Origin of the sequence: Streptomyces sp. NPDC050388 (assembly GCF_040655635.1) — a bacterium.
Classification (GTDB): domain Bacteria; phylum Actinomycetota; class Actinomycetes; order Streptomycetales; family Streptomycetaceae; genus Streptomyces.
Map to the genome: position 1 here is coordinate 17,744 of NZ_JBFAKH010000062.1, position 22,880 is coordinate 40,623.

A 22,880-nucleotide genomic window follows, 5' to 3' on the forward strand; every position below is an offset into this window, starting at 1 on the left:
GTCTAAAGAGGGGGTCCTCTGTCCTTCTGACGGTCGCCGGGGGTGCGCTCCTGCTGGGCCGCGCTCGGCTCTCCGTTGTCCACAGCTCCGGCGCCGGTCGCCGGGCTCTGCCCACAGGTCGTTCGGTGCAGGTTCACCGGATAGATGAGGAAGCGCGCGTTCTATCCCCAAAGGGAGGTGTCCGCTTTGGCGTGTACACCGGCCCGATGGCGACACAGGCGACGTTGGGATGCTCGGCCTTTGCGGTGTCCACCGCTCCTGTCGGGGCGGTGGGCCGATGAGCGCCGTGGCGGCACCGGCCGCCGCGCTCGCGCATCCCCGCTCGGAGTTCATTGACAACTCCGTCGGCGGGGCCTCGCGCCGTCGGCTGCGGCCGGTGCCCGCGCAGGCCGGTCCGGTCGTTCCGCTGGAGCTGGGCAACCCGCTCCAGCTGTCGAAGACGATGCGCGCCCGACTGCTCGCTGCGGTGCGCGTGCTGGTCACGTCCCCGGCCCTGGCCGGTGCGTCGGACGGCGCCCGGCTGGCCTCCGTCGTGCTGATGGCGAAGTCGAAGGTCCGCGACGACTACCAGGCGTCCATCTGGGCGGCTGAACTGGGCCGGTGGCTGGGGGTGTCGCAGTCAACGGTCGCGCACACCGTGCTGCCCGAGCTGCGCGCTGCCGGGTACCTCGGCTCGAACGTCGCGACCAATGCCTTCGGGCACGCGACGGGCTTGGAGTGCTGGGTGATTCCGATGTACCGGGCGCAGAAGGCCGGCGACCGGCGGCACGTCCTGGCGCTGTCCCGCTCGGAGCTCGCGGTGCTGCTGCGGCTGTGCGAGGTGCTGTTCGGTCCGGGGTGGGCGCCGAAAGACAAGGAGCCGATCCCGGCCGGGCTGCTCGCCGGGCGTACGGGCCGGGGCGCGGCAACCGACCGGCTCGGGCTTCTGCTGATGGTCCTGACGACGGGTTCGACGGGCTGGCTGCAGCTGTGCCCCGGCAGTGTGGACTCTGCGCGGGGACGTCCGGCGGCGACAGTCGGGCGGCTGCTGGGCTGCACGGCGGCGGCCGGAGCGAAGGTCCTCAAGCGGCTCCAGGAGCACGGCGTCGCGGACGTCGTGCGGCAGGAGACCGGCTCGGGCCTGCACGCGAAGTCGCGGGTGCGTCTGGTGCCGGTCGCTCAGGCTCACGGCGTGGCCGTGCGGGAGGCCCGCCGGGCGGCGAAGGCCGTGTTTTCAGACCTCGCCGGTACTGCATCCGGAGATCTTGAATCCGGCGAGACGGGCGAGACCCTTGTCATTACTGGGGCGGAGGGGGCACGGCAGGGCGAGAAGACCGGATCGGCAGACCTCGCCGCAGCTGCACAGCACCACGCTCTCCACGCTCCTGTGGTTACTCCCGGTGGGTCTCTTGCGCTCTCTGGTGGCTTTTCCGGCGAAGGCCGTGGTGGGACCGGTGATCTGCCGGACCGCGCGTGCATGCGCGAGGACGGCGGCCCGCTGCGCGGGGAACAGCCAAAGAAGTCCCCGTCGATCAGCAGCGAGAAGCCCGGCCGCGGGCCGGTGACCGGTACCCCGGTGCGGGTCGTGGACGGTGCGGGGCAGAGCAGGCAGCAGCGGGGGAGGGCGCCCCTGCCGCCGGAGGATCTGCGGACCGTCCTGGCTCCGGTCGACCTGGTGTGGGCGCGGCTGGACCGTGCGGCCGCTCGCCGCCTGGTGGAAGCCGCCGCCCGCAGTGAGCTGAAGCGGGTGATCGGCTTCGCCGGCCGCGCCGACGGTCCGCAGGTCCTCGCCGACCGGCTCACCCGGCGCCTGGCCGACCAGATGCGGTTGCATGGGCCGATCAAGGACCCGGTGGGCTGGTTGATCGGCCTGGCCCTGCCGCAGCGTCAGCAGTGTGGCGACGTGCGGTGCGATGACCGGGTGCTGCTCGACTCCGGGCAGGACTGCCCGCGCTGCGCGGAGAGGCAGGCCGACCGTCGTGACCAGCGCCACGCGGTTGCGGCCGCCGTCGACGCGGCGATGCCCGGCGCCTCTGAGACCGAGCGCCGCGCGGTGACCGAACAGCAGCTGCACCAGGACGTGACCGCCAGGGCGTGGGCGAAGGCGTACGAGTGGGAGCAGCACCGCGCTCGGCAGGCCGTCGCAGCTCAGGCCCGTGCCGAAGCTGCGGCCGCGCAGTCGGCCGACGACGTTCCGGCCGCGCCGGTGGCCCCGGTCGTGGTGCCCTCACCCCGCCCGGCTGGCGTCGTCCCTGCTCCGGAGCCGGAGCCCGCCGACGTCGACGACGACCAGGAGCTGGTCCTCGAGGAACTGACCCGCGAGCAGGTCCGCGGCTGGCGGGTGCGGGCGCTGAAGGACCACCAGGTGGTGTTCGACCACATCGACCGCTACGGCGAGACGTCGGCCAGGCGTCTGTTCAGCAACCAGCTGGTCGACCAGGCGCAGCACTTCGCCCGGCTCGGGCACCTGGATCTCGGCTATGCCACCTGGGGGCAGGCGTGAGCGGCGGCGAGGTGTCCGGCGTCGACCTGGCCAGGGTCGCGCTGCGGGCCGCGATGGAGGCGGCACGCGCCAACGGCGGCGGCCAGAAGGCGAAGGCGAAGCCGCGGATGATCCGTGCGGTGCGCCGAGACGAGCGCGAGCCGATGGGCCTCGGGGCCGCGATCGGCGCGCTGGTCACCGAGCGCGCTTGGGAGCTCCCGGCCGTCGGCGCGACGCTGCGCGAGCGGTGGGCGGCCATCGCCCCCGAGCTCGCCGGGCACGTCGCCGCTGTGTCGTACGACGCCGACTCCGGCCAGCTCACGGTGTGTCCGGAGTCGTCAGCCTGGGCGACGAAGGCCCGGCTGGAGCAGACCCGCATCATCGCGGCCGCCAACCAGTCGGCGGGCCGGACGGTCGTCCGGTCCCTGCGGATCCTCGCGCCTGGCTCTGTTCCGGCGCCCGAGCCGGCCGACGTCGATCCGGTGCCCGTCACTGTGCCCGCCGGGCCAGTGCGCACCCGGGAGACCGCCTCGCCCGGGTACCGGCTTGCCCTCGAAGCGCACCGCGAGGTTGCGCCAGCGCCCCGGGTGGATCCGGGTATTGCGGAGGCGGTGGAGCGACAGACCGCCGCGCTGCGGGAGCTGTCCCGCCGTGCGTTCCCCGAGATCGACGACGTGCCAGACGACGCGCCGACCCCGTTCGATGCCGCCCGTTCCGAGCGGCGCCGCCAGGCGGAGGTGTCCCGCGCGGCCGCGCTGCGCCGGGCCCGACAAGAACGCGCGGCCCGGGAGTCGGGGGCGACGGCCAGCGTCCCGGATGCGGCCGTAGTGCGGACCACGGCCTGAGCCAACTGATAGATCAGCACCCCCTGTTACTGGTGCATGTCCCGGCGTAGCGTGACGGATACACGCCTGGTACACATCGTGCGTCGCGTTGTGTACCGAGAAGAGGGAGCCGTGCAGGCAGGGACCGTGCTGGACGGCCGCTACCGGCTGATCGAGCCAATCGGTGCGGGCGGGTTCGGACAGGTCTGGGCAGCACACGACCCGAGGGTCAACCGCCTGGTGGCGGTCAAGGTCCTCACCAGTGACGGAAGCGCGGACCACGACCGGCAGGTGGCCCGGTTCGCCCGCGAGGCCGCGGTCGCCGGCGGCCTGTCCCATCCGCACATCGTCACCGTGCACGACTTCGGCTCCGCCGTGCACCACGGACGGCCGTACGCGTACCTGGTGATGCAGCTGCTCCCCGGCAAGTCCCTCAGCGCCGTCCTCGAGAACGGCCGACTTCCCCTGCCGACGGCCCTGTACGCGGCATCCTGCGTCGCCGACGCCCTGAGCGCCGCGCACGAGGCGGGCCTCACCCACCGGGACATCAAGCCGTCCAACATCATGGTCCTGGACGACGGCGAGGCGACGGTCGTGGACTTCGGCATCACCAAGGGGAGCGACGCACGGCACGACATCACCACCACCGGCGTCCTGATCGGTACCCCGGCCTACATGGCGCCCGAAGCACTGTCCGGCTCCTTCGACCACCGCTCCGACCTGTACTCGCTCGGATGCGTGCTCTTCGAGACGATCACCGGCCGCCGGCCCTTCACCGGCACGTCCTGGCACCTGATCAACCAGCACCTCAACGAGCGGCCCGCCCCACTGCGCACCCTGCGCCCGGACGCCCCCGTGGAACTGGAACGGCTGGTCAGCCAACTCCTGGCCAAGGACCCCGCCCAGCGGCCGGACAGCGCCGAAGAGGTCTATGACCTCCTGGAAGAGATCGGCGACCGCTACCTCGGTGACACTGCGCCGCCCAGCCGCGGGGCCGACGTCACTTCCGAAGTCTGGCTCCACCCGGACGAAGCCACCGGTGGTGCAGTCGTCCCCATGCGTATGACCGCCCACGAGAACTGCCCTGCCTGCGCCACCACAGGAGACGAGACGAGGGTGCTGGACTGCGCCATCTGCAGAGGGGAGGGCCGGGTCGCCAGCAAGCGGCGCACCTTCAAGATCCGCCTTCCCGCTGGTGTCCGGAACGGGCAGAAGATCCGACTCAGGGAATTTGGCGCGCCGGGGAAGCACGGCGGAGCGCCTGGAGACCTGTACGTCACCGTGCACGTCACCAGCTGATCGAAGGCAGCGGGACGGGGTCGGCTACTCGCGCTGAGCGAGGTCCTCGGGTGTGGGCTGGTACCGGATCTCGTGAGAGGGCCGCTGTAGTTGACGGTCACCGTGTGCTGCAAGACGTCGTCCTCGGCGTCGTAGAAGACCTGCTCGACCACCAGGTAGGCCCGTTCGGTGACCCCCGAGGGCGAGAACGTCCTTATCCCGTCCGTCGGCCAGCTCTCCGTCATCCACTCGCGAACCGCGCGCTGTGCCACCTGTCCGTCCTGGTCATCGTCCGGCTCGGCTGACTCCCGTACACGGGGCGTGTCAGCCGCAGGTCCGGGGCGAAGTGCCGCTTCATGCTGTGATCTGCATCACTCATTCGACGGGCGGTCGGCTGTTCGCACCCCCGACTCGGCTGCACCCGCCTCCTGAACGGATCACATTTCCGCTGATCACGAAGAGTGCCTGAGCGGTAGCTTAGAGGATTGTTTATATCTGTACGTGTTCGCGTGATCACTTAGTGTCAGAAATTGATCGGCCATGAAATGCGCGTCCGGGGGGCCTGATCCGAAATCCTGCGGAGGAGGACAGCGGTGTCCTCCAGCGTCACCCTCCCTGTGGGGAAGGGGAGTTGGCGCTGCCCGCAGACTGAAGGACAGGGCCCCTGTGACCGTTGACGACCTGCTCGCCGTGCTGGTGGGGGTCACCGCACTGCGCGTATTCGCTCCAGACGTACGCAAAGTGACGCGCCGCCTGCTCCGCGCGGGCGTCCGGGTCGGTGTGACCGAGCTGCTGCAGAGCCCCGCGAGCACGCCGGCCCCGGCCCCTCCTGCCTCTCGTGACCAGGAGGCCTGACGCCATGACCAACTTCCCGCCGTACGAAGACTCCGACGGGGCGAGCGAGATGCAGTACACCCTGCCCAGCACCGCCACCGAACTCAACGCCCTCCACGGCGTGCACTACGTCATGCCCCCGGACCTCGAAGCCTTCATCGACCTGTACTCCCGGCCCCACCTGCGCTACGCGCACACCATGCTGGGCGACAAACAGGCCGCCAAGGCCGTGGTCCAGCGCTGCTACTCGCACCTGGCGCTGAACTGGGCCGTCGTCCTGAAGGAAGAGAGCCCCGAGGCGTACGCCTGGCGGCTGCTCAAACAGCGGGTTGAACTCCATCTGCGCATCACCGGCAGCGCATCGGGCCGGGGAACTTCCGCCTCGCCGGACATGCGCACCGTCGCCATGCAGCGCGCCGCCCGCGCCACGCTGGAGGCCCTGCGTCGGCAACTCGAGGTCATGGAGTCCGCCCTCGGCCTCTACACCGCCATAGCCGCTCTGCCCGAGCGCCAGTACGACGTGATCGTGCTGCACTACGTCCTGGGCTATCCCACGCAGCAGGTCGCCAACATCATGGGTATCAAGCCGGACACCGTCCGCGGGCACCGGCGTTCGGCCCGTGAACGCATCGCCAGCAAGCTCCGCCTGAACATCACAGCTGGCGACGAGGACAAGGAGTAACACCGTGCCGCGCAGCATCCACGACATCTTGGCGCAGGCCGTGCTGCCCGATGCCTTCACCGACGAGGACGTCGCCGACCTCAAGCAGGAAGTCGTACGCGACGTCACCGCCACCCTCATGTTCGGCACGCAGCTGGCTCCCGAAGGACGCTTCCCCACCGCGCTGGACCGAGCCGACCAGGACCTCCAGGCCCTGACCGCCGAACTCCTCTACAGCGACGACGCCGCAGCGCACCTGGCCAAGTTCACCGAAGAGCCCGCCGACATCGACGGCGCCCTGCACTTCGCCTGCCTCCTCAGCCTCGCCGACTCCCCCGATGGCGCCCAGTGGTGGTGGCAGTTCGCGGCCGGCGCCGGAAACGCCACCGCCGCCTACTGCCTCCACCTGTTCCACTTCAGCCGCGGCGAACTCCGCGACGCCGACCACTGGGCCCACCAGGCCATTACCCTCGACACCGACATCCACCTCACCCCCTTCTCCCGCCGCCGGACACGCCCCCGCCGCCCGCCCCTCGCCCTGCGGGAAGCGGTCGGCCGACTCAAGGTCAACGAAATCGAAGGGTGGGGCTTCCAGGTACTGCGCCCCGACTCGCACCTCGCCCACCAGATCGAAGAACTCGCTGACGCCCGCTGACCCGGCGATGGCCGGCATCACCTGGCGCGGTGGACCCACGCCATGAAAGAACGGCTTGTTCCCCGGCACCGAAGCCGCCGGGGAACGAGCCGTTCCGTGTCTTGCCCGTGATAGCCGCGAAGGTCAGCGACGGATGTTGATCGTCACGTTCGCCGCGGTGCCCGTGGCGAAGACGGCGCCGCCGAACACCGCGACAGCGGTGATGTGCTCGGTGTGTCCGCGAGCCGCCAGCAGACAGATCGCGATCATGGCCAAGAGAGCAGTGATGGCCGGGGCCGCCTGGCTGACCTGGGCAAGCCGGGACGCCGGTCTCATTGCTGTACTGTTCCGCGGTGTCGCTTCAGGATTCATCTCTCATGATTTCGCTCGTGCGGATGTGATCTCAGCGCGACACCGGGGAGTCCCGGTCATACCCTCCGCCTGCAAGCTCGGGTACGACCTTCAGGGCTCCCCTTTTGCGTGCGGAAACCACGGCGGGCCAGGCAGGAGACCGCACGGTCTCAACCGCCGCCCCCTGCACAGAGTTCTACGACTCAACCGCTCGCGCGGTCACATCGAGATGCTCAGGGCGCATCCTGCACCCGCCTGCCGCGGGAAAGCCAATTTGGCACCCATGGGAGTCACACGATTTGGCACACTCGAGGCGCTGACAAGGTATTTACGGATCTCCGCCGGACGGCTGCGGGACTTGCGGCTACTGCGCGTTGCGTGACTCCAGCTCGCGGCGCAGGGCGTCGAGCGTGGGGCCGGGCCCGTCATCCTCCACATGCCACAGCGTCCATCCATTGATCACGTTGCCGGTCACGGCCTCCGCTGCCTTGGACGGCGAGGGGAACGGAGTGGCGTGGCCGTCGACGACCAGCTGGCCGTCGGGCGTCACCACGGCCCGCCCGGATCGATTGGCCCGGCGCTGATGGAACCTCAGGACCGTGCCCGCCTTCAGCAGGTCCGCCTTCATGAGATCGGCGAGTGGGCCGTGGGGGACCACAGGCTTGGCCGCTGGTGCTGCTGTCGGGTCCCCGGTGCCAAGGGTGAGCGTGACATGAACGGTGTCATCGCCGCTCGCGCTCATCAGGTGCGCGATGACGGCTGGATCGAAATTGATGCTGAGCGTAGGCATACGGCCTCCCGTTGACGGTGGTCCGGCTAGCCCGAACCCCTCGCTTCCCTTCGATCATATGCTATCCAGGAGGCTTACTTTTGCTTTTAGTTTCAGCGGTCCAGGAGAATAAATAGAGTAGGAGACGTACGCCATTCGTACGCGTTTGGTACGCGATTTGTACGGTTCGCGCTACACTTGAGGAGCAGGAGGTGTTCCATGTCCGAGTTGTTCGACGCGGTCGACGCGCTGATCGCGTCCCGCGCCACGCTGCCGCCACCGGCGGAGCGCAAGCGGCTGCGTGCCGCGCACGGCCTGACGATCGACGCAGTGGCCACCGCGCTGAAGGTGCGCCGGGCCACGGTGTCCGGCTGGGAGTCCGGCAAGACCGAGCCCCGCCCGCCGGAGCGCGACGCCTACGCCCGGCTGCTGGACAAACTCGCGGAGCTCTACCCCGCCGCTCCGGCCGACGCAGCCGCACCCGTTAAGGACGCCGCGGTGTCGGCCACGTGCACCGGCGCGCCCGACGCGGCAGGCGAAATGCCAGAGGTTCCGGACGCTGTATTCGACGAAATCGCCGAATCCCTTTACCCCACCAGGGCCACGCCGACGTCGCGTCGTCCTGGGACACAGAAGGCGACCCCGGCGGAAGCGCGGACTCTGTCCACAGGGGAGGCGTCCGAGGCTGCGGCCATGACTGCAACCGAGAACACCCAGACTCCTGCCCCTGTCGCCGCTGCTCCGGGCGCCGCGACCCGCCCGGCGCGCACCACCAGGACGTCGTCGACGTCGCGCCGCCCGGGTGCGAAGAAGGCGGCCCCGGTCGTCACGCCGGCGGGCGGCACCGATCCGCGGTTCGAGAACGGTCCGTTGGCGGTCGTCGACGTCGAGGACGGGCAGGTGCTGGCGTACTGCACCGGCAGCCTGGTCCTCGAGGTGCCCGCCAAGTCCATCCCGGCCCTGGTCGACTGGACGCTGCGCGAGGCGAAGCTGGGGCAGCCGAAGCTGTCCGGGCCGGGCAAGGAGGCCGACCCGCTGCTCGTGCTCACCGAGGCCGCGCTGGAGCGCTACGGCCTCCCTGTCACGCTCACGGAGGAGGAGAAGCGCGCCGGGCGGATCCCGGAGGGCCACAAGGTCATCAAACAGCTGACCCGCGCCGACTGGAAGCTCACCAAGCGCGGCTTCGGCCCGTGGGCCAGGATCTACCGCCCCGCGCAGGGTTCGGAGCGGGCCTGCGTGCAGCTGTGCATCCCCTCCTGGCACGCGCTGGACACCCGGCACTGGGGCGAGGCCGGGCAGCTGGCGCCCGCCGAACTCGCCCGCGTCCTGGGCGTGTACGCCTCGCGAGTGATGACGCCGCGCGGATCGACCGCAGTGACCGGCCTGGAGCTGATGACCGCGCTGCACCCGCCGACGCGCGCCTCCGAGCCGGACGCCGACGGCAAGCGGCACTCCGAGCACAACCCCGGCTCGCTGGGCAAGGACCCGGTCGACCCGGCACCGTGCGAGGCCCCCGACGGGCACCCGGTCCTCAAGGACCTGCCCCGGTTCCACGTGCGCGGCCCGGCGGAGAAGCTGTTCGAGGAAGCGTACGACTGGGCGCGGCCGATGACCGACGATGAGTGCACTCTGCGCCACTTGGTCGGCATCGACGTCAACATGGCCTTCGCCGCCGGCGCCAACGGCCTAGTCCTCGGCCTCGGTGCGCCGACGCACGTCACGAGCCCGGCGTTCGACCCGAAGCTGCCCGGCTCGTGGCTGGTCGACCTCTCCCACGTCGACCTGTCGAAGGTGAAGGTCGCCAAGGACAAGTGGGCGGACCTGGACGGCAGCCTGCTGCCCAGCCCGTTCACGCCGACGGGCCAGCGCCCGGAGGGGCCGGCCTGGTACGCCACGCCCACCGTCGCCTACGCGGTGGAGCTCGGCTACGAGGTGCGCCCGATCGAGGCCTGGGTCCGGTACGAGAACGGCCGCTACCTGGACGGCTGGTACAACCGGCTCCGTGACGCCTACCTCGCCACCATGGCCGACCTCGGCGTCGACGCCGACCTCGCCCCGAACGACTTCCTCGCCGCGATGGACGACTACAAGAGCCGTGACCCGGAGCTTGCGATCGTCGTCTCGGCGATCAAGGCGACGGTCAAGGGCGGCCTGGGCAAGCTGCGCGAACGCCCGCGCGGGGAGGGCTGGCGGCCCGGCGAGCCGTGGCGCGCCCTGTCCCGCTCGACGTGGCGGCCGGACATCCGGGCGGCGGTCATCTCCCGCACCCGGATCAACCTGCACCGCAAGATCGTCAAGCACGCGGCGTTCACCGGGCAGTACCCGATCGCGCTCCTGTCCGACTGCGTCGTCTACGCGGCCGACGGCACCAGCCCGCTGGCCTTCCTGCCCTACCGGGAGGGTAAGCCGCTGCCCGGCGGCTTCAAGCTCGGCATCAACCCCGGCCTGGTCAAGCACGAGGGCACCCAGACCGTGCTGTGGGGCGAGGAGGTCCGCGAGCGGTTCAACGCCCCGGAGCTCAACCTCGCCCGGTACATCAAGGACGGCACCGTCACCGACGTCGACAACGGAGAGTAGGAGTAGGCCACGATGAGCCTGTTCGGGGACGGCCTGGACGCCGCGGTGCAGAAGTCCTTCACCCGCCCGGCACCCAAGAGCGCGGGTGCGCAGATGCGGTACCTGGTCAAGCAACTCAAGGGCACGAAGGCGGTCGCCCAGACGCTGCGGGTCTCCCAGCGCACCGTCGAGCGGTATGTAAAGGACCAAATCAAAAAGCCCCGTCCCGACCTCGCTGCACGTCTGGAGAGGGAGGTGAAGAAGCGGTGGCAGCCGCAGATCCGGGCCAAGGCCCGGCAGAAGGCGGCGTCCACGGGCGGCATCGTCATCGACACCCGGGCCCGCATGGGCTACGTCGCGCCGATCGGGTCGACGGACGAGGACCGCATCCGGCACCTGACCGTCGCCCTGCCGCCCGTCTACGCGGCCCGCCTCTTCGACGCCCAGGAGGCCGGCGCTGGCGACGCCCGACTCCAGGAAATCGCGGCCGAAGCGCTCAAGGAGGTCTACTTCCAGGACGGCGGCCGCCGCGCCGGGAGCCTGGAGGAGGTCCGGTTCACGGACATCGAGCACCTCGAGTTCGACCTGTAGTAGATGCGCCCCGAACAGGTGACGATGCCCCGATGTGATCCGGCTACCCGACCACACTCGAGCGAAGCGAGGGCGAGGCCGAGTCGCCGGTACGCTGCCGAGCAGGAGCCGAGACAGCCATCCCGGGATCGTTGTCCGTGCCACCCCAACGCCGCGCGGAGGGTCATCAATATCCGCGGTAAATGGCCCTTGCTGACCTGATCAAGGTCGGCAGGGGCCGTTCTGCACGGAAACTTCCGGCGCGTGTCAGTGGGTGGCGCTACCGTTCGCTCATGTTCATGCGCGGCCGCAAGCGGCGTGATCCGCAGGCGGCGGATCTACGAGGTTCGATAGACAAGTCCCTCTCCGAGGGCGTCCCGGACTACATGGAGATCCCTCTGCGCCAGTGGGTGATGGCTCTCCTCGAAGACGACGAAGCCAACGCACAGAGGATCGCCCTGCACCTGAAGCTGCGTGTCGACACCGGTCCCCGGGTGTACTCGCCGGCGAAGTTCCTGGCGGCTGGTACCGCCAAGGAGCAGCTGCTCGATGTCGTCAACGCGATGCTGCACTTGAGCCTGCCGCCGACTACGCAGACGTATTATCCCAACCCAGCCACGTGGAGCGGCCGTCGGCAGTACCTCGGGACACACGGGAGCAGCGCCCGCGAGCAGGCCATCGCGGAGCTGGAGGACATGCTGACGCTCGCGGGGTCCGCGTACCGCGTCAACGACGCTCGCACCGGGCTGGAGCTCCGGGTCGACGCAACGGCGCAGCAAGCTGTCGCCGGCACTCTGGCAGCTGCTCGTACCCCGCAGAGCGGATCCGCCGCCGACCACCTGGCAACCGCTTGGAAGTGCGCGTATGGACGGGACCCCGATCCCTCCAAGGCGTACAGCGAAGCGATCAAGGCCGTGGAGTCGGCCTCCCAGTCTCTGATCGAACCGAACAACGCCAAGGCGACGCTCGGAACGATGCTGGGCGTGATTCGGAACTCGCCGCAGCGGTTCTCCACGGCGATCCCAGCAGGCGGGGGCGGGGACGACATCACGCTGGTGGCCGACATGATGCGGCGCCTGTGGCAGGGCCAGACCGCCCGGCACGGATCGCAGAACCCGACGCGGCTCGAGAACCAGCGCGAGGCCGAGATGGCCGTGCACCTGGCTGCCACCCTCGTGCAGTGGTTCACCGTCGGCCTGGTCCAGCGAACACCGTAAGCAGGGCACTGCGCAGTGCGCCGATGCCGCTGTCGTACCCCGAGCAGGCGGGCGCTGCCCGACCGCACCACGATGGAAAGACAGACGTGATGACCGATCTGACGGCCGCCCTCTCCCGGGAGCAGACCATGCTCCTGACGACGATGGCCCATCAGTACCTCATGGAGGACGAGTGGCCCGTATGGCAGTTCACCGTCGACACCCTGGATCGGCATGATCTCGATGCCGAGGAGCTCCTCCGCTCCCTGCCCCGCGTCGGTTCCTCCGGGCATGTGGGCCCCTCTTACGGCCTCACGACACACAACAGCTTCCACATCTCCGACGACGACCGCCCCGCCCTCACGATCGCTGCCGCTCTCCACGTGCCCGAGCTCCAGCCGTACGTGGCCGACCCCTTCCTACGCGTCCTCCACGCGCTGATCGCGATCCAGCGCAGCGCACCGCTGTCGACGCAGAAGGCAGCCAGGCCGCGGTTCACCCTCGCGGACATCGAACGGGAGCTGCCCGGACTGCCCCGGGGCTTCCTGGCCCGGCTGCCCGACGTCCTGACACATGAGCCGGCCACCTGGGGCGGCTCCAGCGGAACGGAAGACGGCGCCTGGTGGCGCGAGCTGCGCCGGGAGATCCGCCAGTACCGGGACGCCACCACCCTGCACGAGTACGTGCACACCACCGCCCGCCTCATCACGGCCCAGGCAGAAGCTCTCCCGGCTCCTCACCCCCTGGTTCCAGCCCCCGCGCCCACTCCAGCCGTCGGCTCGTACGTTGCCGAAGAACTCATTGCCGACCTGGAGGCCAAGGACACCACCTTCCGGACGGACAAGCTGCTCGCCCTGGTCCGCGAACTCAACGCCAGCTACGCCGACGAGCGTCCGTACGCGTGCCAGATGCTGCTCCGAGCGATTTTGGATCACGTCCCTCCGGTCTTCGGTCAGAAGAACTTCCAGCACGTCGTCGCGCACGGGCCGTGGGGCAGGACCGAGAAGGTGTACATGAAGCAGCTCACGGAGTTCCGCGCCTCCGCCGACGACGCACTGCACCGGCAGATCGGCACTCGGACCAGCCGCTTCAGCATCGGTGACCTCCCGATCCGCGCCAGCGTCAACGCCCTCCTAGAGGGCGTGCTGGACCACCTTCCCGCGCTCCAGCAACAGGAGGCATAACGGCCGCAGGACGCGCGTCAGCCGTCGAAGCCTCGATCGAACCCGCGGAGCACGGGTCGAGCTCGGCGGCGGCGCCGCACAGCGAGCACAGCCGGACGCCCGGCTGCGCCGCCACGTCCAAGGCACGCTCCAGCGTGAGCACCGGCGCCCCGCCCGGGGCCTCTTCGCAATCGATGGCGTGCACGACACCGCCCCGGCCGGGACCGCGGCCGCCGGCCTTCGCCATGACCCAGCCCGACGGGCGGTGCGGCCCGAGGACCTGGTCCACGACGGACGGCTTCGGCCGGTACTCGGTGGGCACCTGCTCGTACGAGACGCCCTTCACGGGGCGTACGTGCTGCGGCGCCCGCACCCAGACCCGGTACTCGGCAGGCTCCACCGAGTCCCCGGGCCCGTTGCGGTACGCGGGCAGGCCCACCTTGTACAGCCAGTCGTCGAGGACCTGGCGCTTCGCCCACAGCCGCGCGACGACCTCCTGGCCGTCGGGGAGGACCACGGTGATGTGCGGCGGCTCCGGCTCGGGTGGCGTGTCCGCCACGGCTACGCCGCCTCCTGGCCCTCGCCGTCCTCACGTTCGAGGGCGTGCTTGAGCTGGGAGCGGGCATCGAGCCGTTCAGGCCCGGGGACCTCGCTCCAGAAGGCGTGCGTGAGGATCACCCCTGTGAGGTCGCGTTCCTTCTCCCGCAGCACGGCGACCTCCTGCTGCTCCTGCTCCGACCAGCCCGGCGAGTCCAGATACGCGCGGGAATGCGACTACGGCACCGACGGCCTGACCACAGACCCTGCCACGGCTGCTCAGTGCGTTGTACGCCTGCCGACCTGTCCTTCGGTCCGTAAGCCGATCAGAAAGAAGTGATGATCGGTCAATCCCGTTCAGTACACGGCTCGTTGTCAGACCCCGCCTGTAGCCTGCGAACCGGCAACTGAGGTGCATATCGGGGGACTTAGGGAGCTGTAGTGGCGGATCGGGATCCTCAGCGGTTCTTCACCCAGAACCAGCGCAACATCCTGTACGACCTCGCCGAAGGACGGTGCGAGACGTGCAGTGCACCGCTGCTGGACGGCTGGGAGGCCGACCACATGGTGCCCTGGGTGCAGGGCGGCCGGACAGTGATCGAGAACGGGCAAGCACTGTGTGCGCAGTGCAACAAAGGAAAAGGACGTGGGGTGCAGTACACCGACGAATTCTCGCCGCGGCCCTTCCAGCGGGAGGTCATCGACCAAGTCTTTGACCGTATCCATGCGGGTGAGCGCCTGACGGCCGTCCTTGCCTCTCCCGGATCGGGAAAGACGCTCACCTACCAGGCAACAGCCACCAAGCTCTTTCGGGCTGGCCTGATCGACCACGTGGCGGTCTTCGCCCCCCGGGTCGCCCTCGCCGCGCAGTGCGAGACCGACTGGATGCAGCGGGACAGCCAGGGTTCTGTGACGAAGGGGATGTGCCTGCTGTTCGACAGCACCAAGCGCATCGGGATGATCCGCCACAAGATCAAAGAAAAGCCGCTCACACCGGTAACCGAACCGGGAAGCGGCTTCGTCTCCACCTACAGCGCGCTGGTCACCAACGAGTCGGTCTTTCTGGAATGGGCGGCCAAGCATCAGGGCCGGTTCCTGCTCGTGGCTGACGAGGCGCAGTTCTGCGGCGACACGACCGACCCCGACGCCGGCGAGGGCGGTACCCGCGCAGGCGCATTGATCAAGCAGATGCACGAGTACGCCCGGCACACCCTGCTTTTGACCGGAACGCCGAACCGCGCAGACAACCAGCGGCTGGTGCTGGCTGACTACGAGCCCCACCCGACCGACCCCAAGCGTGAGGTCCTGGTCCACCACGCGGAAGCCAAGTACTCCAACGGCATTGCGGAGGGCTACCTGCGCAAGTTCGAGATGCGCCTCACCAATGCACGCGTCTCCAAGCGCACGCTCGCCGACGATGCCGGCCGCGGGGACAGCGTCCTCGAGTACAACCTGTCCGACGACGGCAGCGAACTCGTACCCGTGCTCAGGGACGAGAAGACCTGGCAGCCCCTCGTCGACGACGTCGTGAGGGCCATCCGGGACAAGCAGAAGTTTCACGCCTCCTACCGCGGCCTGATCTCCTGCATGCAGCAGCAGGACGCCAAGAAGGTCTACAAGTACCTCCAACAGCGCTACCCCGACCTGCGCGTGGCGCTCGCCGTGTCATCCGACACCGGCGCCTCACAGGTCCTGCAGGACTTCAAGGTCAAGCCGATGGACCTGCTGGTGACCGTGCGCATGGCGTTCATCGGCTACGACTGCAAGACCATCACCGTCGTCGGCATCCTGACCCACTACCGCGACGGCGGCCACCTGATGCAGCTGATCGGCCGCGGCCTGCGCGTATGGGACGGCACACCGGCCCGTGAACAGACCTGCCTGATCGTGGCCCCGGACGACCCGAAGATGCAGGGCTTCCTCGACCTCCTGCGCGAGGAGAACGACCGGGGACTGAAGGTCCTGGAGGAACGGGAACAAGAGGAGCGTGAGGAGCCCGGAGACGCCGTCCAGGAAGAGTTCTCCTACATCGACTCCGCGGTCGCCACGACCACCAGAGCCTCAAGCAACGAACTCGACATGGACGCGGACGAGACGCTGATGGTCGAGACGCTGAAGCGAGCTGTCGACGCCGCAGAAGACGTCACCAAGCTGAAGCAGATCATCGAGATGGCCGGGATGATGCTCAAGCAGCCGACCCCGGTCCCCCAGCCGCGCACCGAACCGGAACCGGAGCCGCCCACAGAGGCCCCGAAGACCGAACGTCAGCAGATCGCCGATTTCAACTCCAAAACTTCAGACACGATCAGGCAGTATCTGTACCGCGGCGGTGTGAAGCCGGGAGACGCCGGCTACCGGGACGCTGCGATGAAAGCGACGGCACGCGTGAACGAGGCTGCCGGCTGCACGGCAGCGAACGCCAATACCGTAGAGAAGGCCAGCAGGAGGTTCCGCGCTGCACTGGCCCTCAAGTAGGAGAGCTCCATGACCGTCCGAGTCGAATCAAACAGCTATCTCACTGAGGAGCAGCATCAGGTCTACCAGCTCCGAGACTCCCTGGAACGCAACGGTGGCACGCCGATCGGCTTCCTGGAGCTGCTGGCAGCCGTCATGGCGGAAGGAACCTGGAAGAAGGTCCCCTCCGGCGTCAACCAGGAGAAGCCGTTCAACAGCTTCTCCGAGTTCATCGAAGCGAACCCCCCCTTCGGGCTTGGCGCCAGCGTGGAGAACGTCCGCATACTGCTTCAGTTGCGGCATCCGCACGAAGGCGTGCCACGCATCCGAGAGCAGATGGACGCCATGCGCGCGGAGGTCACCCGGCTCCTCGGGCCCGACCCCGAACGCGACCCCGTCGCCCGCGATGCCCGGGTTTTCGGCGCCTATGACCGAAGCGGTGGATGGGTCTTCGGGCTCTTGGTCGCCCGCAACGTCCAGCCCGGCGCAGTCGAGCGCCGCCCGAGCGAGACGTGGGGTGTCGACGATGGGGATGTCGAGAAGGTATCCGCCAGCAGGTTCGCCGAGATGGCCGGCATCTCTGCTGCGCGGGTGATGCGCTTTTACCGTGCATGGGAACGTGCAGCGGCAGACAGTAAAGTCCCCAGTTTCGACCAGCTGACCCCGGGCCAAGAGATTGACCTGCCCGACGCGAACCTTTGGGGCGACTACTTCACCGTCTACGAACAGAGCACCGACCGGCGCGAGCGCATCGCGGAGGAAGCCAAAGCCGCAGGCACCAGCTACACCGAAGCCATGAAGGTGGCCAAGAATCCGGCCGCGATGCGAACCGCGATCCTGGGCGACCCCAAGACAGCCGAAGCCGCTCGCGATGCCTTGATGGGACGCACGGAACTCAGAGCCACAGTGGTTGCGCAGGCGATGTCTGACCCGGCGATCCGCAAAGAAGCCGCGGCCCAGACACGCAAGGCAGAACGCATCGAGTTCGTACGGCAAGTCGCCACAGACGGGAAAGCCAAGACCCCCGCCGGCCAGATCATCGAGCTCACCAGCCAGGCCCGCCAGAAAGTTTCCGCGTGCCTGGCAGCCGTCGAAGACTCAGAGGCGACCCCTGAGAGCGTCACCGATGCATACGAAACCGTACGGGAAGCCATCGAGGAGACGGTGGAGTCCGATCGGGACCTCCAGACAATTGAACAGCGCACCCAGTACCTCAAGGCACTGAAGTCCACCGCGAAGGGCATCGAATCAATCGACCCCCAGCAACTGGCAACGGTGATCGACGATGACGTCCGCGAAAGCATCAAGCAACTCCAGCTGAGGATCAACGCGCTGGCCAGCTCCATCGCTGACCCGAACGCGGAAGCGTCGGCTCCTGTAGTCGGGTGACACCTTCGATCTGTAGCAGCCGCGCCCGAACAGCCTGCGAGCCCCGGACCCATGTGGTCCGGGGCTCGCTCGCGTATCCGCGCGGGGGTGGGAGGGTCATGCACGCGATGCCGTGCTCAACGACACTGCCGCGCGGCGGTCACCCGGCGTCCGTGGCCGTGCCGGGAGGAGACTGGCTCTCCTGCGCGGTGAGCGCCGCGTCGACGTAGGCCCGCACGAGCGCAGTCACCTCGGACGCCGTGACGTCCTTCGTCCAGTTGCTGACCGCGTGCCAGCCGCTGCACTCCAGCTGGAACCGGTGCACACCATGAGTGTGCTCCAGTTCGCGGGCGTACGGCTGCCTGCGGCAGCGCCCGTGCCGCCCGGTCTGCTCCAGGTGCGCGCGGACCACGTCCAGGTGGAACCGGCGCGGCAGGGTCCGTTGCTCGAGGCAGCCGCGGCACTCCAGGAGGTGCAGCGTGCCGCCTTCGAGCTGGAGGAAGTAGTACGGCGTGGCCTTGCCCTCGCGGGTGTTGCAGCTACCGCATAGCGGTCCTTCTCCGAACTGATGGGGATTCTTGAAAACGGCCAGGGTTGCTCGTCGCCCCACTCGGTCAGGGGTTCAACAGAGTGGGGAGTGGCAACGAGCATGGTGAGTCCGACACTGAGGAACACCAGAGCGGAGATCAGGTCATCCCTGCTGGGTGCTGACAAACGGTGGACGAGGTCGGTCAGTGGCTGCGGAGCGCGTACACGATCACGGCCATCCCCGCGAGGCACACCAGGGCGCCGATCACGTCCCAGCGGTCGGGCCGGTAGCCATCGGCGACCATGCCCCAGGCGATCGACCCGGCCACGAAGATCCCGCCGTACGCGGCGAGGATGCGCCCGAAGTTGTCGTCGGACTGGAAGGTGGCCACAACCCCATACAAGCCCAGCGCGATGATGCCAGCGCCGATCCAGATCCAGCCCTGGTGCTCGCGGAGCAATAGTCAAGAGCTGTGGATGGGACCTTTCGACGGGGTGATCTCAGCAGCCGTGAGCCGGGCGTTTTCGCGCACCTTCGAGGCGGTATTGGCGGACAACAGCGCGGCGGTAGCCCTCAGCGTGACAACATCAACGTATGGGCATCTTCAACTCCATCGCGCGTGGCCTCGGTAGCCTCCGCCCGCTGTCCGACGCGGAACTCGCAGACGAACGCGAGGCGCTGCGAGAGCGTTACGTATCCGCTGGGGATGTCAACGAAGCGGATAAACTGTACGACGAGCTGCACCGCTACGACGCAGAGATGATTCGCCGTGCAAACGAGGCCTATGCCCGCGAGAACCCGAACCCACCAGAGCCCAGGCATCGCGAGCACGGGTGGTACCTGCCGAACGACGACTAGGCGGGCGTCTGCAGGCGGAGAGTAAGCGCTTTTGCACGCAGTTCCGGCGAACCCGCCTACCGCGCAGGGTCGTTGGGCGACAATCTCTGCATGCTGGCACCGATCCCCCCGCTTCCGCCGTCGCAGCGGAGCGTCATCATCAAGAAGCCCCGCAGCCTGGCCCGACGGCTCATGCAGGAGGCCGGCAGCGGGCCGCTGCCCGTTTTTGCCCTGCGCATCCAGGACCGCGCCCGCGCCACCGCCAATGACTTCCTTCGCGAGCACGGGTACCGTGAACATCGGCTCTACGTCCTGGAGATCGCCGGACACACACCCCGCATCAAGATCGGGTACAGCAGCGCTCCATGGGAACGCCTCACCCGGCACATCGGGGAAGTCAATCGCTGGCAACACACGCTGATCCAGGCCCATTTCTCCGACGCTCTGCCCGACAAGGCCACGGCCAAGAGCGCCGAGCAGCAGGCGCACGCGTTCATGAGCAAGTTCTATGACTGCGTGCCGGGCTCTCCGGAGATGTTCGTTGGCAGTGACTTCCGCGCCGGGAAGACCTGCGTGGAGACTGCCGTGGCCTGTGCGTTGTGCGGACGGTCGGAGCAATTGTCAAGATCTGTGGATCGCTGAAGTTATGGCGCCACACACGCGAAGGCGGCCAGGCCCCCGAGCGCCTTCGGGGCGCGGTGGGGGTGGTGGTCAGCAGCAAGGTCCGGCATGGCGGTTCTCCTCGGCGAGGTCGGTGTAGGGCCGGAAGGCCGCTCCGGAGCACGGCGGGCCCTGGTGACGTAGCCCTTGCTGGTTGATGTCCGCCAGCCGTCCCAGTACGGGCCCTGGACGCCGCAGGAGGAGCAGACCCGGGCCCGGTTGACCAAGTTCCTCCTCCCGCTGCGCCCAGCGGTCCAGGAGCTCGATGTAGGCGCGGGGCAGAAGCCACCCCTCCCCGGACCAGGTCAGCAGCTCCAGCGGTCGGGTGCCAGCCATGTTCTGCGAGTGCCGGTAGCGGCTACTGGCAGCGACGAATTCCTCCCACGTCAGATCCCCGGGCAGCCCGTTCACCCCGACCCGCTGCCAGGCGTCGTTCCACTCGTCATACAGGATCCCGTCGTGGGCTTTGTGGCGGGCCAGCCCGAACATCCATGACACCAGTCGGCGCCGCCAGTCGACGCGCTGCCACTCCTCCGGGTCGCTTTCTCCGAAGTCGCGGTACGCGGGCAGTTGGACGTCGACGACGTCGTCCAGGTCCAGGCGCAGCTCCGCGAATGCCTGCCCGGCCCGCCGGATGTCCCGCAGCGCGGGTCTACTCTTCGCCGTCGAAGCCGTGGTCGAAGCCCTTGAGTACCGGATCCAGTTCGGCGGCCGCGCTGCACAGCGAGCACAACCGGGTACCGGGCTGCTCTGCGGCGTCCAGCGCTTTGTCGAGGGCCAGCTTCGGTGCTCCGGTGGGTGCTTCCTCGCAGTCGACGGCGTGGATGACGCCCCGGCCGGGACCGCTGCCGCCGTCCAGCTTCTGCAGGACCCAGCCCGACGGCCGGCGCTCCCCGAGGATCTGCTGCTCCGTCGTCGGCGCCGGCAGCCGGGTCGTGGGGACGCCGTCGTAGGAGACGCCGGGCACGGGCTTCACGTGGTCGGGGGCTTGCACCCACACCACGTACCAGGCGGGCTCCACCTGCCCGGAAGATGTGTTACGCCAGGCCGGGACGGCCACCTTGTACAGCCAGGTGCCCGGGACCTGTTGGCGCTCCTGGAGGCGGCCGGTGACCTCCTGGCCGTCGGGGAGGACCACGGTGATGTGCGGCGGCTCCGGCTCGGGTGGCGTGTCCGCCACGGCTACGCCGCCTCCTGGCCCTCGCGGTCCTCACGTTCGAGGGCGTGCTTGAGCTGGGAGCGGGCATCGAGCCGTTCGGGCCCGGGGACCTCGTTCCAGAAGGCGTGCGTGAGGATCACCCCTGTGAGGTCGCGTTCCTTCTCCCGCAGCGCGGCGACCTCCTGCTGCTCCTGCTCCGTCCAGCCCGGCGAGTCCGGGTACGCGCGGGAGGTGGCGAGCCAGTAGCCCTCGGGGCGCTGCCAGGCCTCCATCGGTTCGACGGAGTAGGGCAGCCGCTTGTACAGGGCGGTGAGGTTGGCCCGCACCTGGGTGAGTTCCTGCTGCGCTGCGATGAGGTCGCCGGGGTAGTCGTACGTTGTCGCCACGGCCCCAACAGTAGTTCGACCCGGCGGCCGTCCTGCCCGTACGACGCGGCGGCACTACGCGCCCGGCATCTGCTGCTGATGACGGCTCAGGGCTGGTCGGGCGGGGTGTCCTGCAAGTACCAGCCGTGGGTGGCCATGCACTCCTTCGTCCACTCCATCAGCAGGTGCGAGCCCTCCTTGACGCGGCTCTCGTCATGACCGCCACGGTCGGCGAACCACTGCACGAGAAGGCCGGCCGCCGGGCGGTCGACGTCGCCGGTGTCGCACACCGGGCACAGCTCCAGGTGGATCGGCCGCCCGTGTTTGTCGTTCTGCGGCGCCACCCCGTTCATGATGAGGTCGCCTCGGCAGCGTGAACACTGCGGCAGCCGGTCGGAAAGCCTGAGCAGATCCATGGCCAGTCCCCTTGCTCTGGACGTGGCCCTCCACCCAAGCCCCGCTGATCTACGCCGTCAACTGTGACCACGCAGCTTTGTTGGCAAATAGCGGCGCAGGTTGTCGCTGGCCTGACGGATGTGTCGCTGCGTAGTTGGCAAAGGTGCAGCAGGTTAGTTGGCAAGCCGTGGTCACCGAATGTGATCGGCTCGCTTTACCGATGACGGCTGGTGCGAGAACGACGACGGGGCCGCCCAGAGCTTCCGGGCGGCCCCGCCTGCGAGTGCGCTCAGGCCCGAACGGCAGCGGTCGCCGGCTCGGTCTCTGCCGCGCCGCGGGCGGCGAGGTAGCGCTCGGCGTCCAGCGCCGCGGCCGCGCCGGTGCCAGCGGCGGTGATGGCCTGGCGGTAGGTGTGGTCGACGACGTCGCCAGCGGCGAACACGCCGGGCAGGCTCGTGCCCGTCGTCGGGGAGGCGACGATGATGTAGCCCTCGACGTCGAGGTCGAGCTGGCCGGTGAACAGTTCGGTGCGCGGGTCGTGGCCGATGGCGATGAACAGCCCCGTGACGTCCAGGTCTCGGGTGGCTCCGGTGAAGACGTCGCGCAGGACGACGCCGCTGAGCATGCCGTTCGTCTCCTTGATCTCGGCGATCTCGCTGTCGAAGGCGAAGGCGATTTTGTCGTCGGCGAAGGCCCGGTCCTGCATGACCTTGGAGGCGCGCAGGGTGGAGCGGCGGTGGACGACGGTGACCGACTTGGCGAAGCGGGTGAGGAAGGTGGCTTCCTCCATGGCGGTGTCGCCGCCGCCGACCACGACGATGTCCCGGTCGCGGAAGAAGAACCCGTCGCAGGTCGCGCACCAGGAAACGCCCCGGCCGGACAGTTCCTCCTCCTTCGGGAGGCCGAGTTTGCGGTAGCCGGAGCCGGTCGCGATGATCACCGTCCTGGCGCGGTGCACGGTGCCCGCGGAGTCGGTGAGGAGCTTGATGTTGCCGGTGAGGTCGACGGAGACGATGTCGTCGTCGATCATTTCGGCGCCGAACTTCTCGGCCTGGGCCCGCATGTTCTCCATGAGGACCGGGCCGTCGACGCCCTCGGGGAAGCCGGGGAAGTTCTCCACCTCGGTCGTGGTGGTCAGCGAGCCGCCGACGAAGATGGAACTGCCGAACAGCAGGGGCTGGAGCTGGGCGCGGGCGGTGTAGAGGGCGGCGGTGTATCCGGCGGGGCCGGAGCCGATGATGATGACCCCGCGCACGTCGCCGGGGTGGGTCACCGAGG

Annotated in this window: 24 protein-coding genes and 1 pseudogene; 14 read left to right on the forward strand and 11 right to left on the reverse strand. The window is 68.8% G+C overall.

Annotated features, from left to right (window positions below):
• Nucleotides 1-277: 277 nt before the first annotated feature.
• The 6 genes from AB0I73_RS29080 (at nucleotide 278) to AB0I73_RS29105 (ending at nucleotide 6,713) form a co-directional block, all read left to right on the forward strand.
• Entirely contained in the window at nucleotides 278-2,482 is a 2,205-nt protein-coding gene (locus AB0I73_RS29080; RefSeq protein WP_363042221.1) for a hypothetical protein, read from the forward strand.
• A complete protein-coding gene (locus AB0I73_RS29085) occupies nucleotides 2,479-3,306 on the forward strand; it encodes a DciA family protein (protein WP_363042223.1) in 828 nt (275 codons plus the stop codon). Before AB0I73_RS29080 ends, AB0I73_RS29085 begins: the two co-directional genes overlap by 4 nt.
• A gap of 111 nt (nucleotides 3,307-3,417) precedes the next feature.
• Complete coding sequence (locus tag AB0I73_RS29090; RefSeq protein WP_363042225.1) at nucleotides 3,418-4,584, forward strand: protein kinase; 1,167 nt, start codon at nucleotides 3,418-3,420, stop codon at nucleotides 4,582-4,584.
• 645 nt (nucleotides 4,585-5,229) lie between these two features.
• Nucleotides 5,230-5,418 (forward strand): hypothetical protein, encoded by a 189-nt coding sequence (locus tag AB0I73_RS29095; RefSeq protein WP_363042227.1) that lies wholly within the window; start codon nucleotides 5,230-5,232, stop codon nucleotides 5,416-5,418.
• 4 nt (nucleotides 5,419-5,422) lie between these two features.
• Nucleotides 5,423-6,079, forward strand: a complete 657-nt coding sequence (locus AB0I73_RS29100) for a sigma-70 family RNA polymerase sigma factor (protein WP_363042228.1) — start codon at nucleotides 5,423-5,425, stop codon at nucleotides 6,077-6,079.
• 4 nt (nucleotides 6,080-6,083) lie between these two features.
• Entirely contained in the window at nucleotides 6,084-6,713 is a 630-nt protein-coding gene (locus AB0I73_RS29105) for a hypothetical protein (protein ID WP_363042230.1), read from the forward strand.
• A gap of 123 nt (nucleotides 6,714-6,836) precedes the next feature.
• On the opposite strand, the gene AB0I73_RS29110 is transcribed toward AB0I73_RS29105, so the two are convergent.
• Both AB0I73_RS29110 and AB0I73_RS29115 read right to left on the reverse strand, forming a co-directional pair.
• Nucleotides 6,837-7,028, reverse strand: coding sequence for a hypothetical protein (locus AB0I73_RS29110; protein ID WP_363042232.1), 192 nt, complete (start codon nucleotides 7,026-7,028; stop codon nucleotides 6,837-6,839).
• Nucleotides 7,029-7,407: 379 nt separating this feature from the next.
• Complete coding sequence (locus AB0I73_RS29115; protein WP_363042234.1) at nucleotides 7,408-7,833, reverse strand: DUF4357 domain-containing protein; 426 nt, start codon at nucleotides 7,831-7,833, stop codon at nucleotides 7,408-7,410.
• Nucleotides 7,834-8,031: 198 nt separating this feature from the next.
• On the opposite strand from AB0I73_RS29115, the gene AB0I73_RS29120 reads away from it, so the two are divergent.
• The 4 genes from AB0I73_RS29120 to AB0I73_RS29135 all read left to right on the forward strand — a co-directional run bounded on the left by AB0I73_RS29120 (nucleotide 8,032) and on the right by AB0I73_RS29135 (nucleotide 13,318).
• Nucleotides 8,032-10,389: a helix-turn-helix domain-containing protein gene (locus AB0I73_RS29120; protein WP_363042236.1), complete on the forward strand. Its 2,358-nt coding sequence runs from the start codon at nucleotides 8,032-8,034 to the stop codon at nucleotides 10,387-10,389.
• A gap of 12 nt (nucleotides 10,390-10,401) precedes the next feature.
• Nucleotides 10,402-10,959 (forward strand): XRE family transcriptional regulator, encoded by a 558-nt coding sequence (locus AB0I73_RS29125; RefSeq protein ID WP_363042238.1) that lies wholly within the window; start codon nucleotides 10,402-10,404, stop codon nucleotides 10,957-10,959.
• 272 nt (nucleotides 10,960-11,231) lie between these two features.
• The gene (locus AB0I73_RS29130) at nucleotides 11,232-12,155 is read left to right on the forward strand and encodes a hypothetical protein (RefSeq protein ID WP_363042240.1); all 924 of its coding nucleotides are present in this window, start codon (nucleotides 11,232-11,234) and stop codon (nucleotides 12,153-12,155) included.
• 89 nt (nucleotides 12,156-12,244) lie between these two features.
• Complete coding sequence (locus AB0I73_RS29135; protein WP_363042242.1) at nucleotides 12,245-13,318, forward strand: hypothetical protein; 1,074 nt, start codon at nucleotides 12,245-12,247, stop codon at nucleotides 13,316-13,318.
• Here AB0I73_RS29135 and AB0I73_RS29140 read toward each other — a convergent pair.
• Both AB0I73_RS29140 and AB0I73_RS29145 read right to left on the reverse strand, forming a co-directional pair.
• Nucleotides 13,257-13,856, reverse strand: a complete 600-nt coding sequence (locus tag AB0I73_RS29140; RefSeq protein WP_363042244.1) for a DUF6233 domain-containing protein — start codon at nucleotides 13,854-13,856, stop codon at nucleotides 13,257-13,259. The genes AB0I73_RS29135 and AB0I73_RS29140 overlap by 62 nt on opposite strands.
• A 2-nt stretch (nucleotides 13,857-13,858) precedes the next feature.
• A complete protein-coding gene (locus tag AB0I73_RS29145) occupies nucleotides 13,859-14,008 on the reverse strand; it encodes a hypothetical protein (protein WP_363042246.1) in 150 nt (49 codons plus the stop codon).
• A gap of 267 nt (nucleotides 14,009-14,275) precedes the next feature.
• Between AB0I73_RS29145 and AB0I73_RS29150 the strand changes: the two genes are divergently transcribed.
• Both AB0I73_RS29150 and AB0I73_RS29155 read left to right on the forward strand, forming a co-directional pair.
• A complete protein-coding gene (locus tag AB0I73_RS29150) occupies nucleotides 14,276-16,309 on the forward strand; it encodes an HNH endonuclease (RefSeq protein ID WP_363042248.1) in 2,034 nt (677 codons plus the stop codon).
• Between the two features lie 9 nt (nucleotides 16,310-16,318).
• A complete protein-coding gene (locus tag AB0I73_RS29155) occupies nucleotides 16,319-17,677 on the forward strand; it encodes a hypothetical protein (protein WP_363042250.1) in 1,359 nt (452 codons plus the stop codon).
• Between the two features lie 139 nt (nucleotides 17,678-17,816).
• Here AB0I73_RS29155 and AB0I73_RS29160 read toward each other — a convergent pair whose 3' ends face one another.
• Nucleotides 17,817-18,266, reverse strand: a complete 450-nt coding sequence (locus AB0I73_RS29160) for a hypothetical protein (protein ID WP_363042252.1) — start codon at nucleotides 18,264-18,266, stop codon at nucleotides 17,817-17,819.
• Nucleotides 18,267-18,387: 121 nt separating this feature from the next.
• Nucleotides 18,388-18,642, reverse strand: a pseudogene (locus AB0I73_RS29165) (YnfA family protein); the annotation flags it as partial.
• 137 nt (nucleotides 18,643-18,779) lie between these two features.
• Here AB0I73_RS29165 and AB0I73_RS29170 point away from each other — a divergent pair.
• Together AB0I73_RS29170 and AB0I73_RS29175 are read left to right on the forward strand one after the other, a co-directional pair.
• A complete protein-coding gene (locus AB0I73_RS29170; RefSeq protein ID WP_307080270.1) occupies nucleotides 18,780-19,043 on the forward strand; it encodes a hypothetical protein in 264 nt (87 codons plus the stop codon).
• A gap of 90 nt (nucleotides 19,044-19,133) precedes the next feature.
• Nucleotides 19,134-19,664, forward strand: a complete 531-nt coding sequence (locus tag AB0I73_RS29175) for a hypothetical protein (protein WP_363042254.1) — start codon at nucleotides 19,134-19,136, stop codon at nucleotides 19,662-19,664.
• Nucleotides 19,665-19,733: 69 nt separating this feature from the next.
• On the opposite strand, the gene AB0I73_RS29180 is transcribed toward AB0I73_RS29175, so the two are convergent.
• The 5 genes from AB0I73_RS29180 to trxB all read right to left on the reverse strand — a co-directional run bounded on the left by AB0I73_RS29180 (nucleotide 19,734) and on the right by trxB (nucleotide 22,875).
• Nucleotides 19,734-20,171, reverse strand: coding sequence for a hypothetical protein (locus tag AB0I73_RS29180; RefSeq protein WP_363042256.1), 438 nt, complete (start codon nucleotides 20,169-20,171; stop codon nucleotides 19,734-19,736).
• A 163-nt stretch (nucleotides 20,172-20,334) separates the two neighbouring features.
• Nucleotides 20,335-20,862: a DUF6233 domain-containing protein gene (locus AB0I73_RS29185; RefSeq protein ID WP_363042258.1), complete on the reverse strand. Its 528-nt coding sequence runs from the start codon at nucleotides 20,860-20,862 to the stop codon at nucleotides 20,335-20,337.
• A 2-nt stretch (nucleotides 20,863-20,864) separates the two neighbouring features.
• Complete coding sequence (locus tag AB0I73_RS29190) at nucleotides 20,865-21,227, reverse strand: nucleic acid-binding protein (RefSeq protein WP_363042260.1); 363 nt, start codon at nucleotides 21,225-21,227, stop codon at nucleotides 20,865-20,867.
• Nucleotides 21,228-21,313: 86 nt separating this feature from the next.
• Nucleotides 21,314-21,622 carry a DUF6300 family protein gene (locus tag AB0I73_RS29195; protein ID WP_363042262.1) on the reverse strand — a complete coding sequence of 103 codons (309 nt, stop codon included), beginning with the start codon at nucleotides 21,620-21,622 and terminating at the stop codon, nucleotides 21,314-21,316.
• A 269-nt stretch (nucleotides 21,623-21,891) separates the two neighbouring features.
• On the reverse strand, nucleotides 21,892-22,875 hold the full coding sequence (gene trxB, locus AB0I73_RS29200) for a thioredoxin-disulfide reductase (RefSeq protein ID WP_363042283.1): 984 nt from the start codon (nucleotides 22,873-22,875) through the stop codon (nucleotides 21,892-21,894).
• Between the last annotated feature and the right edge of the window lie 5 nt (nucleotides 22,876-22,880).